The following is a 14,203-nucleotide window of genomic DNA, read 5'->3' as shown; positions in this document are numbered from 1 at the left end:
GAGCCATATTCTCTCTCTCTGCTGTCTCTCTGATTTACGGCTAAAATTATATGGCAGAAGGGTCATCATCACTGTTGCAGTAACAACATTCTGATTTGATTTCAAACGCTTTTGCCCCTTTAGACCACACTGCGCCCTATTATAGCGTAATTCCCAGCTGACTGACAACGAATTAACGGCAGAATCCACGCTGATTAACAGTAGAGTCCACGCTGAAATGCACGGCGAATTACACAGGGGAAATGCACGCACCAAAACTTTTCAATGTAAACGCAACAGCTTGTTACATTTACTCTGGAAGATCTCTGTGTTGCAGTTAGTCTGACAGGTGGCTTATCCATAGTGGCGCACATCCTATGATCATGAATAAAGGGCGAAAGGACCAATGGTCCCCCGCCCCCTGCCATCACTTTCATTTTCCAAGTTTCGATTCTTCCGGTCTATGAAAAAAGTCTGCCGACTTCCTCGGCGAACTTACCCATATCATAGGTCGGCTCATATCTGCCGATGACATTGCCATCGCGGTCAACAAGAAACTTGGTGAAGTTCCACTTGATATCCGGATTCTTCTTATAATTCCTGTCCATCTTTAAAAGCAGGGCGCTCATTGCCAGAGCCTTCGGCCCCTTCCCAAAGCCCTCAAAGCCCTTCTGACTCTTCAGATAGCGATAGAGATCCAGCTGATGATCCCCATTGACCTCAGACTTCTTAAACTGCTCAAACTGCGTGTGGTACTTTAACTGGCAGAATTCGTGAATCTCCTGATCCGACTCAGGCGCCTGACCGGCGAACTGATTGCAGGGAATATCAATGATCTCAAGGCCCTGCTCATGGTACTTCTCATAGAGAGCCTCCAGGGGCTCATAGTGTGGGGTGAATCCGCAGCCGGTGGCCGTGTTGACGATAATCATGACCTTTCCCTTGTTCTCAGCCAGGGAAAACCTGCTTCCGTCCGCTCTCTCAAGTTCATAATCATAAATGCTGGCCATAGGAACTCCTCTCCTGATTTCAATCTTTCGTTTACGATGACTTAATTATATTGTGCTCAATTTATTTTGTCAAGCACGGATTACTTTATCATAAAAAAATGTATAGATTCATTTTGCATGTTACATAAAAAATGCTCGGATTCGCTTTTTATAAAAGTACACAGATTCACATCTGTAAAAAATCCCGCTCACGGGGAGCGGGATTTCTGTGCCATACCCTCATAAAGTCGAAAAACACATAAGAGGGCTTGTCTTCTTTTGGTGCCTGTTCATGCGATGCACAGGCCGGAACCTAGAGTCCCAGAAAGCTGCATACCACCTGGTCCATCTGTTCGGGCTCACAGACGGTGTCATGGCGGATGGGAGCCGCCAAAATATCAGAGACAGCCCTTGGAACGGGGCAGCCTGAAATCTCAGACAGGGGGCCGATCAGATCAAAGTCCTCCACATTCGCGTACTTGGGATCGATCGCCGTCATGACGGCGTGAAGGAACTTGTAGGGTGACGCGGTAGAGGCAATCACTGTCTTTGTCTCATCCGCTGTATCCACCTTGTACTTGCCGTAGACAGAAGCAGCGACGGCAGTATGTGTATCGATGACATAACCGCAGGTCTGGTAAATTTCACGGATGGCCTCTTCTGTCTGGTCCTCATCGGCGTAATTGCCGTAGAAATCCCCGAGCTTCTGTCTCATTTGATCCGTGATCTCATAAATCCCCTTCCTTGCGAGTGAGTCCATGAGCCCGGCATTGACGATGTCGGATTCTCCCGCGATCTCATAGATCAGACGCTCCAGGTTGGAGGAGATCAGAATATCCATAGAGGGCGAGTTCGTCACCTGAAAGGGACGGTTCTTATTGTAGGTACCCGTCGAGAAGAAATCATAGAGAACCCGGTTCTCATTGGAGGCGCAGATCAGCTTCGCGATGGGAAGTCCCGCCCTCTTGGCGTAATATGCCGCCAGAATATTGCCGAAATTGCCGGTTGGGACAACGACATTGATCTTCTCCTTCGCCCCGATCTTCCCATTCTCCAAAAGCTTCACATAGGCGTAGACATAATAGACGATCTGGGGAACCAGACGGCCGATGTTGATGGAATTGGCAGAGGAGAACTGAAAGCCCCTCTCCCGGATCTTCTCATTTAAGACGGGATCATTGAACATGCGCTTGACCCCGGACTGAGCCTGATCGAAGTTGCCGTGAATACCGACCACATGCGTATTATCTCCCGTCTGGGTCAGCATCTGCCGCTCCTGAATGGCAGAGACCCCATCCTTGGGATAAAAGACAATGATCCTGGTCCCCTTGACGTCCTCAAATCCAGCCATGGCGGCTTTTCCGGTATCGCCGGATGTGGCGGTTAAGATGACAATCTCCCTGTCAACGCCATTCTTTCTGGCCGAAGTAAGCATCAAATGAGGAAGGATGGACAGGGCCATATCCTTAAAAGCGATGGTTTTGCCGTGAAAGAGTTCCAGGTAGTATGCCCCCTGGGCATAAGTCATGGGGGCGATCTCCTCTGTGTCAAACTTGCTGTCATAAGCCAGGGTAATGCAGGATTTTAATTCTTCCTCCGTAAAGTCCGTCAGAAAATGACGCATCACCTCATAGGCGATCTCCTGATAGGTCTTTCCGATCAGATCCTCTGGACTGAAGTCAAATTGGGGCAATTGATCCGGGACATAGAGTCCGCCGTCAGAAGCCAGGCCCTGTAAGATGGCCTGGGAGGCCGTTACCCGATTCAAATGATCTCTGGTGCTCACGTAATGCAGATCCATGCTGTACCTCATCTATACTCGTACAATATCCGTTTTACAAAGAATTATAGGGGTGACAGGCCGCATACGTCAACGGCCGGGCAGGATCAAGGCGATCAAAAACGGAACCGAAGGCGGGCTGAAAGCAAGACACGGATAAAATCAAAAAGAGCTTCTATCAGGGGAATCGAAAGTCAACCTATCGATTGGTATTGATATAGTTGACCAGTCCCTCCGCGTCGATGATCTTCTGCATGAAGGGCGGAAAGGCCTGTCCCTGATAGGTCTTTTTTCTTGTGTGATTGGTGATGAGACCGGAATCGAAGTCAACCTCAACCTCGTCTCCCGCCTCAATATCAGCGGCCGCCTCTTTGCACTCCACAATGGGCAGACCGATGTTGATGGCATTTCGATAGAAAATCCGGGCGAAGGTCTCCGCGATGACACAGGAGACGCCTGCCGCCTTAATTGCGATCGGGGCGTGCTCTCTGGAGGAGCCGCAGCCAAAATTCTTTTCCGCGACAATAATGTCTCCGGTATCGACCCGGGAGACAAAGTCCCTGTCGATATCTTCCATGCAATGCCTGGCCAGATCTGCCGGATCAGATGAGTTCAAATACCTTGCCGGGATAATGACATCTGTATCGACATTATCCCCATACTTAAATACCTTACCGTGTGCTGCTTTCATCTTCTTCTCCTGTCTCAGATCAGATCCGCGGGTCCTGAAATCCTGCCGGTAACCGCACTCGCCGCGGCAACTGCGGGACTGGCAAGATACACCTCGGATGTGACATCGCCCATGCGGCCGACAAAATTGCGATTGGTCGTGGATACGCATCGCTCACCGGCAGCTAAGATTCCCATATAGCCGCCCAGGCAGGGGCCGCAGGTCGGAGTGGACACGACGGCTCCGGCTTCAATAAAGGTCTTTAAATAACCCGCCCGCATGGCGTCCAGATAAATCTGCTGCGTGGCCGGAATGATAATGGCGCGAACCCGATCCGCCACCTTGCGCCCCTTTAGGATTTCCGCCGCCGCCTTCAGATCCGAGAGGCGGCCGTTGGTGCAGGAACCGATGACCACCTGATCAATCGCTATGTCTTCTATCTGATCAATGGTGCGGGTATTCTCCGGCAGATGGGGAAAGGAGACCGTCGGCTTGAGCGAAGACAGATCAATGGTGTATTCAGCGGCGTAGTCAGCGTCCGCGTCAGCCTCATAGACCAGGGGCTTGCGGTCCGCGTGCTCTTTGATATAGGCGAGGGTCTGGTCATCGACCGGGAAAATACCGTTCTTGGCTCCGCCCTCAATCGCCATATTGGCGATGGTGAAGCGATCATCCATGGACAAATACTGTATCCCCTCTCCGTCAAATTCCATGGACTGGTATCTGGCGCCGTCGACTCCGATCAGTCCAATGATATTGAGGATAATATCCTTGCCGGAGATATAGGGGCCAGGCTTGCCGACCAGCTTGAACCGGATGGCCTCAGGAACCTTGAACCAGGCCTGACCGGTCGCCATTCCAGCCGCCATATCGGTGGATCCGACCCCTGTGGAGAAAGCCCCCAGAGCGCCATAGGTACAGGTATGGGAATCCGCTCCAATCACGACATCTCCGGCCACAACAAGCCCCTTCTCGGGAAGGAGGGCGTGCTCAATCCCCATCTGCCCCACATCATAGAAATGACTGATCTTGTGCTGACAGGCAAATTCACGGACACACTTGCAGTGCTCGGCGGACTTGATGTCCTTGTTGGGGACAAAATGGTCCATGACCAGAGCGATCCTCTCCCTGTCAAAGACCCCCTTCGTATCCATGTCCTTCATGACATCGATCGCAACCGGAGAGGTGATATCATTGCCCAATACCAGGTCCAACTGAGCCATAATCAGCTGTCCCGCCTCGACATGATCCAGACCGGCATGCGCGGCCAGGATCTTCTGCGTCATTGTCATTCCCATGCGTCCATCTCCTTGTTTCCCATAAAAACACTGCTATAAATCATATTGCTTTTCTCATGTTAACATCAGAGGGGAAAGAAGAAAAATAGCAGCTTTGCCTGTATTTTATAACTTGAAGTTATGGAAAAGCTGTGTGACAATAGCCTCTGACAGGGATGATACAGGATTGATTCATTGCGCTGGGAGGAAAGTGTCGTCATGGCTGAGTCTTTATCCGGATATCGCATCTTCTATGAAGTTGCCAATTGCAAAAACATTTCAAGGGCGGCGTCTCAGCTCTATATCAGCCAGCCCGCCATCTCCAAGTCCATACAAAAACTGGAGGAGCAGCTGGGAGCCAAGCTCTTTATCCGCTCCTCCAAGGGAGTCCTCCTGACCCCCGAGGGACAAATGCTCTATGAGACTGTTCAGGAAGCCTTCTCATCCCTGGATTCCGGGATTGAGCGCCTGCGCCAGCGAGTATCCATGGGCATGGGTTCTCTTCGTATCGGCGTCTCCTCTACCCTCTGCAAGCATACCCTCCTCCCCTATCTGACGGAATTTACACGCAGGGAACCCAACGTCAGTCTCTCCATCACAACCGGCTCATCCAGAGAGACCTTATCCCTGATCGAGGAAGACAAGGTAGATGTGGGTCTTGTCGGCAAGCCCGAGCGCATGGATGACATTACCTTTGAGCCGGAGACTTGCATTCAGGACTGCTTCGTGGCAGCGCCGGACTACTTAAAGCGCCTGGATCAGGACAGGATCGGGAAGGATCAGATTCTCTCCCGGGCCACTGTCATGATGTTAAACGAAGAAAACATGACCCGTCTCTACATCGACGACTTTCTCCGCCGCAGACAGATCCGGATCAGGGAGACCCTGGATATCTCAGATATGGATCTGCTCATCTCCTTCGCGAAGCTTGGCATTGGCGTCGCCGCCGTCATCCGCAACTTCGTCGAAGAGGACCTGGCAAATCATATTCTTGTGGAGCTTCCCCTGCCCGGAGGCAGGACCATCCCCTCCAGAGAGATCGGCTTTGCCTATAAGAAAAATCACCTGCAGAACCCTGCTCTTGTTAAGTTCCTTGCACTGAAGAAGGAACTGCAGTGATTCCGCCTGCAAGAGTCAAATCAGAAGTTCATTCATTTGATCCATTTATTCTTCTCCATTCATTAGTAATGAAGAAAATGGTAGATGATATAAGCCGCCATCGCACACATCCACAGGACAAAAAGGATTAAACTGATCTTACGATGCTTTTCATAAAAAACTGCGCATGTCAGTCTTTCTTTATGCACATGGCGGCGCTCAAAAAGAGCGGGTTCCCAAAGGAACCCGCCCCGGCATTCAAGACATATGGTCTGATAGAGATCAGTTGTTAATGAGCTTATCGCTCTCGTCGTTCCAGCTGTAGAGCTTGCGAATCTCCTTGCCGACTTCCTCGCAGGGATGCTCAGCAGCCTTGCGCCGCATGGCCTGGAAGTTGATCTGACGGCCGGCGGACATATCCTGCATGAACTCAGAGGCGAATTTACCGGACTGGATGTCAGCCAGAACAGCCTTCATATTCTCCTTGACGTCAGGCGTAATGATCCGGGGGCCTGCCTTATAATCTCCGAACTCAGCCGTATTAGAGATGGAGTATCTCATACCGGCGAAGCCTGACTGATAGATCAGGTCTACAATCAGCTTCATCTCGTGGATGCACTCGAAGTACGCGTTGCGGGGATCGTAACCGGCCTCGCAGAGAACCTCGAAACCGTTCTGCATCAGGGCGCAGACACCACCGCAGAGGACAGCCTGCTCACCGAAGAGGTCTGTCTCGGTCTCCGTTCTGTAGGTAGTCTCAAGAAGACCCGCGCGGGCACCGCCGATACCGGCCCCGTATGCCAGCGCCAGTTCAAGAGCATGACCGGTTGCGTCCTGCTCTACCGCTACCAGACAGGGAGTTCCCTTGCCCTCAAGGTACTCAGACCGAACGGTATGACCGGGGGCCTTGGGAGCGATCATGGTCACATCGACATCGGCGGGAGGAACAATGCACTTGTAATTGATGTTGAAGCCATGAGCGAACATCAGCATGTTGCCGGCCTCGAGATTGGGCTCAATATCCTTCTTATACATATCGGCCTGAAGCTCATCATTGATGAGGATCATAATAATGTCGGCCCACCTGGCTGCCTGGGCCGTGGGAAGCACCTTGAGTCCCTGCGCCTCTGCCTTGGCCTTGCTCTTGGATCCCTCGTAGAGACCTACAACAACATCACAGCCGGAATCTCTCAGATTCAGAGCATGCGCATGTCCCTGAGAGCCATAGCCGATGACCGCAATGTGCTTGCCCTTTAAGAGATCGATATTACAATCCTCATTGTAGAACATTCTTGCTTCTGCCATTTGTCATTCCTCCTGATTAAAATTAGTATTTATTGCCAAACCTCGATTACTCGATGATCGTAACATCATCCGACCCGCGGGACAGGCCCGTCAGACCGGTTCTGGCCAGTTCAAGTATCTCGTATCCGTCAAGCATATCCAAAAAAGCTGCCAGCTTATCCTGCCCTCCGGTAATTTCGATCACCATGGAATCGTGAGTCACATCCACAACTCTTCCCTTGAAGATTTCCGTGATACTGAGCACATTCTGGCGATCGGAATCCTTGGCACTGATCTTGACCAGCATCAGTTCTCTCTGAACGGACGCACCGGTCTCCAACTTTTTGATGCTGATCACATCCTCCAGCTTAGCCAGTTGTTTTCGGATCTGATCCAGGATCAGGCGATCCCCATGTGCAACAATGGTAAGTCGTGTGAAGCGCTCATCCGCGGTGACGCCGGCTGAGAAACTGTCGATGTTGAATCCTCTTCTGGAGAAGAGGCCGGAGATGTGACTCAAGACACCTGAGGTGTTCTCTACTAAAATGGATAATACCTGTTTTCTCATAAGGGTCAGCCTTTCGCCTCAACACGTTATTGAAATCATAGCACTTCGCCCTACCCTGTCAACGAAATACCGGCGATCGCGATATTCCAATCTATTATAGGGTCTATAACCATGAAATCATCTCAGATACATGATCTTTCCAAACCCAGGCCACTGCTGTTCTCTTTCATCTCATCTCCCAATAGAAAGGGAAAAAGACTGCTCACGGGATTTTGATCCGGGTACAAACCCCTGCTTTCATTTTTTTTCTGAATCCTCAAGCAGTTTCTCAACAGAGACCAGCTTGACACAGAGGGCAAAGAGATCTGCTGCCTTAGCCAAATCCTCCACAGAGGGATAGGTGGGCGCAATGCGGATATTGCTGTCAGCGGGATCCCTGTGGTAGGGATAGGTCGCACCGGCACCGGTCAGTGTCACTCCCGCCTTCTTGCAGCGGCTGACCACCTTTTTGGCACAGCCCTCCAGGGTCTCGAAGCTGATGAAATAGCCGCCGTTTGGTACAGTCCAGGAGCCGATTCCCAGGCCCTCCAGCTGCTCATCGAAGGTCCTTTCCACTATTTCGAACTTGGGACGGATGACATCCGCGTGCCTTCTCATATGGGCCCTGATCCCGTCTAAATCCTTGAAATAGCGGACATGGCGCAGCTGATTGACCTTGTCGTGACCGATGGTCTGATTCTTCATCTGGTTCTTGATATCCTCCAGATTATTCAGAGAGGTTGCCAGAGCCGCCACCCCTGACCCCGGGAAGGTGATCTTGGATGTGGAGGCGAATTTGTAGACCATATCCGGGTTGCCCGCCTTCTTGCACTCGTGCAGGATTTCAATCAGCTGATCCTGCCTGTCGTCATAGAGATGGTGCACTCCGTAGGCATTGTCCCAGTAGATCCTGAAATCCTTGGCCGCAGGCGCAAGCCTTGCGAAACGCCGCACCGTCTCATCGGAATAGGAATATCCCTGGGGATTGGAATACTTGGGGACACACCAGATCCCCTTGATCGCCTCATCCTCCGATACGAGTTTCTCAACCAGATCCATGTCCGGTCCCTGCTCCGTCATGGGAATATTGATCATCTCTATGCCAAAGTATTCTGTAATCCCAAAGTGGCGGTCATATCCGGGAACCGGGCAGAGCCATTTGATCTTGTCCAGCTTGCACCAGGGGGTATTTCCCATGACCCCGTGCGTATAAGAGCGGCTGATGCAGTCGTACATGACATTGAGAGAGCTGTTTCCGTAGATAATGATATTATCCGGCTTGTTCTCCATCATGGCCCCGATCAGTTCCTTGGCCTCCGGCAGCCCGTCCAGAACACCGTAGTTGCGGCAATCGGTCCCATCCTCACAGGTCAGGTCGGAATCGGAATTTAAGATGTCCATGAGTTCCATGGACAAATCAAGCTGTTCCTTGCAGGGCTTCCCACGGCTCATGTTCAGGGAGAGTTCCATGTCCTGATACTTTCGGTAAGCGGCTTTTAATTCTGCCCGCAGTTGCTCCAGCTCCTCTTTTGACATTTCAAGATATGACTTCACTCTAATCTCCTAACTCACGGGATCCGCCGCCGGCCTTTTCCGTATTTCCTTTTATGATTTCTTTCTTTTCCTGCGTCTGTTTCCTGTAACGCCTTTCATTATCCTAGTGGATATCTCCGATGGCAAGTCTAAATTTGTTTTTCTGAGACGAATATTTGTCTCTGTCTCACGGATTCTTTGTGCATTTTTTTGATTCGAAATTGATTTCGAAATCAATTTGACTTTTAAATTGCTAAAAAGTTTCCAAAAGATCAATCCTTGGCGACGATCTGTGTCCCCTTGCCGGACTTGAAAATGGACCGGGCCGGTACGACTCCCCTGACGCTGGAGAGGGGATAGATATTGGAGTGGGGACAGATGACGGTTCCCGGATTGAGGACAGAATTACAGCCGACCTCGACATAGTCCCCCAGCATGGCTCCGAGCTTCTTTCGGCCCGTCTCAATCGTCTCCATCCCGTCTTTCACCAGAACCAGACTCTTATCCGATTTGACATTGGATGTAATAGACCCGGCTCCCATATGGGAGTGAAAGCCAAGGACAGAATCTCCCACATAGTTGTAGTGGGGCACCTGAACCACATTGAAGAGGATGACATTTTTCAGCTCGGTCGAGTTCCCTACCACGCAGTTTTTCCCGACAATGGCCTTGCCTCGAATGAAGGCGCCGGGTCGCACCTCCGTCCTCTCATCAATGATACAGGGCCCGGTGATGTGGGCACTTGGATCTACTGAGGCGGATCTGGCGATCCAGATATTCTCCCCACGCTTTTCGTAGCGGTCAGGATCCAAAGTCGCGCCCAGCTTCATGATGAAGTCTCCGATATCATCCAGAATCTCCCACGGATACTCCCTGCCGGCAAAAATCTCTCCGGCAATCGTCTCTTTTAAGTCGTACATCTGACTGATTTTGCAAGCCTGCATCTTCTCATCCTTCCTTTCCTGACTTTCTGACGGTCTTCTTTTTGACAGCCCTGGTCTTTACGTTTCCTCCCGGTTTTGGATAACTGGCGGCGACCGCGGCAAACTGACTTCCAAGCAAGCTTTGATTTCTCATGGCTTTCACCCGGTCGACGCGCAATCGGATAAAAGCGTCCAGCTTCTTCATGTACTCGTCCTCTGAAATGGTCCCCTCCGCCACATAGGTTAGTCCCTTCTCCCAGCTGGCCGTCAGCTCCGCGTTTAGCATCTGCGGCATAGACGCGGCAATCACATCAAAGACTAGCTCCCCGCGCAGGGTGGGGCTGATGATCTGCGTCTTCTTGTTGAGCGACAGGTAGGAAATGCGGATCAGTTTATTTAAGATTTCCGCTCGGGTCGCGGAAGTACCGATTCCCTGACTCCTGATCTGCGCGCGCAGCTCCTCATCCTCAATCAGCTGACCCGCATTCTCCATGGCCAGGATCAGAGAGCCTGAGTTATAGCGCTTCGGAGGGGAGGTCTCCCCTTCCTTTACGCAAAAAGCAAGAAAGCAGACCGGATCGCCCTTTTTCAGCTTTGGCAGAAGCCTTGCGAGAAGCGCCTGATTCTCCTTGCTGTCCTCCTCCGCGTCGCCTTTTTTCGTCTCATCCTGGCCTATGGCACTCCCCTCCTGCTCTTTCTCCTCTTTTCGACCGGATCCCCCCTCCTTTTTTTGAAAGGAGTAATGCATCACCTTCAGATAGCCCTCTTCCACCAGGTACTTATCCGAAGCAAAGAAGGACTCCCCCGAAGCGCAAACCGTCAGGTTGAGCTTCTCATAGACTGCCGGATCATAGAAAATCGCCAGGAAACGCCTCACAATGACCTCATAGACCATGGCCGCTCTTCTCGGCATCCGTCCCAGGGCTCCCAGTCCCTGTCCTGTCGGAATCAGAGCGTAGTGATCTGTAATCTTCTTGTCGTCTGTATAGCGGGTTTTGGCAATTCCCTTATAGAGTCCCTGATCCAGGATCTCCTTGACAAAGGTCCGCACTCCCGGAATTCCCGCAAGGCCCCGGATATTTTTGTCTATCTCCTTGGCGACCGCTGTTGACAGAACGCGCGCGTCTGTCCTGGGATAGGTCACAAGCTTCTTCTCATAGAGCTCCTGTATGATGGCCAGCGTCTCATCGGGCGAAATCTTGAAGAGTCTGGAGCAGTCGTTCTGGATCTCAGCCAGATTATAGAGCAGAGGAGGATTCTTCTTCTCCTTCTTCCTGCCGATCTTTTGTATCTTTCCCTTGAGGCTGCAGGGATAATCCTCCTCTTTCTCCGGAGAGAGCGACTTCTTCGGCAGCTGATTCAGCTCCTCGATCAGGCCCAGGGCGTCCGTCCTCTCCTTGAACCCGTTCTCCTTATAGAGGAGGGGAGAATTCTCATAGCGGCTTCCTGGAACAGCCCGCCACTCCAGGCCCTTGAGAATGGCCTGCCTCAAGTTCCCTCTGCCCTGTCCCGTCTGATCTACACCAGGGCTTCCAAGCTCCTGTCCCGTCTGATCTGCCCCAAGGCCGTCAGATCCCTGTCCCATTTGATCTGCCCCAAGGCTGATGGAGCTCTGTCCCGGGGATTCCGGCAAAAGATTTACATCGCCCAGGACCCGATAGAAGGGGGTCTTCACAAAGTCGCGGATCTCCCTCTCTCTTCGAACCACCATTCCCAGCACGCAGCTCATTACCCGTCCCACAGAAATCGAGCTGTATCCTTCCTTGAGCATATTGGCGACAGCGCTCCCGTACTTTAAGGAGAGGATCCTTGAGAAGTTGATTCCCATCAGATAATCCTCTTTAGCCCGCAGATAGGCGGAAGCGGCCAGATGATCGTAGTCGGACTCGTCCCTGGCCTCTTTGATTCCCCGCAGGATCTCCTCTCGGGTCTGAGAGTCGATCCAGACCCGCTTCTGCACCTTGTCCTGGACGCCGGCCTCCTGGGCCACCAGGCGGTAAATATACTCCCCCTCCCGCCCCGAGTCTGTGCAGACATAGATGGTATCGATATCTGACCGGTTGAGCAGGGAAGCTACGATCTGATACTGCCTGGCGGAATTGGGCAGGACCTCATACCGGAAGGTCTCGGGGATAAAGGGCAGGGTATCCATGCACCATTTTTTCAGGCCAGGGTCATAGGCCTCCGGGTAGGACATGGTGATCAGATGTCCCAGGCACCAGGTTACAATCAGATGTTCCCCCTCCAGATATCCGTCTCTTCGGCTGGTATTCTCCCCCAGCGCGCTGGCGAACTCCCGGGCGACAGAGGGCTTCTCCGCGATAAAAAGTGACTTGCCCATGCTATTGATCCCTCTTCTCTTTTGCGGCTGCGTCCCGCATCTGACGGGCATTTTCCAGAACGCTTTCGCTGATCACATCCCCGGAAATCATGCGGGCAAGCTCCCTTACCGTCTCTTCCTCATCCAGCTGGCGGATTCCGGATACTGTCCGCCCGGCCTGCAGGGACTTTTCAATCAGAAAATGCCGGTCCGCCTCGGCGGCTATCAGCGGCAGGTGTGTGATACAGATCACCTGCACCTCTCTTCCCAGGCGGCGCAGCTTACGGGCGACCGCCTGGGCCGTTTTCCCTGAGATACCGGCGTCCACCTCATCAAAAATCAGGCTGTCCACCAGGTCTTCTCTGGCTGCCAGTTCCGTCTTGATAACAAGCATAATACGGCTTAATTCTCCGCCCGAGGCCACCTGGCTCAGTGGACGTGCCTCCTCTCCCGGGTTGGTGGAGATATAGAACTCCGCCTCGTCAATTCCTCCCGCCGTATAGGAGGATGTCTCTGTAAAGCGCATCTGAAAATTGGCGGAGAGAAAATTGAGGGACAAAAGAGCTTCTGATACTCTGGCGCAGAGTTTTTTTGCCGCCTGCTTCCTCCGGGCCGAAACCTGTCTGGCCAGATCCAGATAGGCCTCCTCTGCCCTCGTTAGCCTCTTCTTCAGTTCCTCCTGATAGCGGTCATAATCCTGCAGCTTAAAAAGCTCTTTTTGCTTGTCTTCTAAAGCGGCCAGAATCTCCTCGATGCTTCTTCCGTACTTGGCCTTGAGGTCATTAATCAGATCAAGCCTCTGCTCAAGCGCATAGAATCTCTCCTCATCGAACGCCGCATCCTCCAGATGGGAATCGATTTCTCCTGAGACGTCCGAAATCAGAGACTCGATATCCATCAGGGCTGACAGATAGTCCCCGATCTTGCTGTCATAATCCTCCGCCTGGCGCAGGGAATGAATCGCCTTAGCGATCAGATCCCCGCATGCGGACTCATCCGACAAGAGATGGCGGACCCGATCCAATTCCTCTGTGATCTTAGAGGCGTATTTCATCTTTCGATACTCCGCCTCCAGATTCAGGTCCTCTCCAATCGCAAGCTCGGCTTCCTTGATTTCCTCCACCTCATGCTCTAAAAAGGAGATCTCACGCAGGCGGGCGGACAAATCCAGGGAGGCCGAATCTGCCTCCTTCTTCAGATCGACATAGGCCCGGTAAGCCAGAGACAGATCCCCTTTCAGGCCGTCGATCTCCTCTCCGGCAAAGGCGTCCAAAAGAGCCAGGTGTCTGCTCTTCTTCAGGAGCGTCTGCTGCTCATTCTGACCATAGACATCCAGGAAGGCCTCTCCGGCCCTCTTTAAGGTCTGGGCGGGCAGGGTCTCCCCATTGATCTTAGAGATGGTTCTGCCCGATGAAATGCGTCTTGAAAAGATGACCTGGTCGTCGTAGACAGGAATCTCAAGTTCAGCAAGGACCTGCCTCTGCGCCGGACTGGTCACGGCAAAGACAGCCTCTGCAAGCCCGTCCTCTTCGGGTCTGCGAAGGATCTCCCTGGATGCCTTCTTACCCAGAGCGATCCCCAGGGCTCCCAGGATGATGGATTTCCCGGCCCCGGTCTCCCCGGTCAGGATATTCAGTCCCCTTCCGAAGTGAATTTCCTCCTCCTCGATCAGGGCCAGATTTTTGACATGCAGATCTAAAAGCATGTGTATCCTTTCTACTCTCTTCTCGTCCGCGTCATCTTTGCTTTCCTTTTTCATCCGTATCATCGCGGCTGCCTTCCTCGTCCGCGTCATCTTTGCTT

The 14,203-nt window shown here is 52.2% G+C and carries 11 protein-coding genes; 1 reads left to right on the top strand and 10 read right to left on the bottom strand.

Features of this window, described 5'->3' with window-relative positions:
• Window positions 1–440: 440 nt before the first annotated feature.
• From HMPREF1508_RS07130 to leuC, 4 genes are all read right to left on the bottom strand, one after another.
• Window positions 441–989 (bottom strand): glutathione peroxidase, encoded by a 549-nt coding sequence (locus HMPREF1508_RS07130; RefSeq protein ID WP_044960793.1) that lies wholly within the window; start codon window positions 987–989, stop codon window positions 441–443.
• A 292-nt stretch (window positions 990–1,281) separates the two neighbouring features.
• A complete protein-coding gene (thrC, locus tag HMPREF1508_RS07125; RefSeq protein WP_044960790.1) occupies window positions 1,282–2,769 on the bottom strand; it encodes a threonine synthase in 1,488 nt (495 codons plus the stop codon).
• 178 nt (window positions 2,770–2,947) lie between these two features.
• Complete coding sequence (gene leuD, locus HMPREF1508_RS07120; RefSeq protein ID WP_006905948.1) at window positions 2,948–3,439, bottom strand: 3-isopropylmalate dehydratase small subunit; 492 nt, start codon at window positions 3,437–3,439, stop codon at window positions 2,948–2,950.
• Between the two features lie 14 nt (window positions 3,440–3,453).
• Window positions 3,454–4,716, bottom strand: a complete 1,263-nt coding sequence (leuC, locus tag HMPREF1508_RS07115) for a 3-isopropylmalate dehydratase large subunit (protein WP_044960787.1) — start codon at window positions 4,714–4,716, stop codon at window positions 3,454–3,456.
• A 198-nt stretch (window positions 4,717–4,914) separates the two neighbouring features.
• Between leuC and HMPREF1508_RS07110 the strand changes: the two genes are divergently transcribed.
• Window positions 4,915–5,814, top strand: a complete 900-nt coding sequence (locus tag HMPREF1508_RS07110; RefSeq protein ID WP_044960784.1) for a LysR family transcriptional regulator — start codon at window positions 4,915–4,917, stop codon at window positions 5,812–5,814.
• Between the two features lie 261 nt (window positions 5,815–6,075).
• Here the strand turns inward: HMPREF1508_RS07110 and ilvC are convergent, their stop codons facing one another.
• The 6 genes from ilvC to recN all read right to left on the bottom strand — a co-directional run.
• Window positions 6,076–7,098: a ketol-acid reductoisomerase gene (gene ilvC, locus HMPREF1508_RS07105; protein WP_044960781.1), complete on the bottom strand. Its 1,023-nt coding sequence runs from the start codon at window positions 7,096–7,098 to the stop codon at window positions 6,076–6,078.
• A 46-nt stretch (window positions 7,099–7,144) separates the two neighbouring features.
• On the bottom strand, window positions 7,145–7,645 hold the full coding sequence (ilvN, locus tag HMPREF1508_RS07100; RefSeq protein ID WP_006905955.1) for an acetolactate synthase small subunit: 501 nt from the start codon (window positions 7,643–7,645) through the stop codon (window positions 7,145–7,147).
• 237 nt (window positions 7,646–7,882) lie between these two features.
• Window positions 7,883–9,178, bottom strand: coding sequence for an aminotransferase (locus HMPREF1508_RS07095; protein WP_044960780.1), 1,296 nt, complete (start codon window positions 9,176–9,178; stop codon window positions 7,883–7,885).
• Window positions 9,179–9,429: 251 nt separating this feature from the next.
• A complete protein-coding gene (locus HMPREF1508_RS07090; RefSeq protein ID WP_044960778.1) occupies window positions 9,430–10,101 on the bottom strand; it encodes a UDP-N-acetylglucosamine pyrophosphorylase in 672 nt (223 codons plus the stop codon).
• Window positions 10,102–10,105: 4 nt separating this feature from the next.
• A complete protein-coding gene (locus HMPREF1508_RS07085; protein WP_044960776.1) occupies window positions 10,106–12,421 on the bottom strand; it encodes a DNA topoisomerase in 2,316 nt (771 codons plus the stop codon).
• A 1-nt stretch (window position 12,422) separates the two neighbouring features.
• Window positions 12,423–14,203 (bottom strand): DNA repair protein RecN (recN, locus tag HMPREF1508_RS07080; RefSeq protein WP_330365305.1); only part of this gene is annotated, 1,781 nt, incomplete at its 5' end.

It is taken from the genome of Shuttleworthella sp. MSX8B (assembly GCF_000524295.1).
GTDB lineage: Bacteria > Bacillota > Clostridia > Lachnospirales > Lachnospiraceae > Shuttleworthia > Shuttleworthia satelles.
This window is presented reverse-complemented; position numbering and strand designations above follow the sequence as displayed.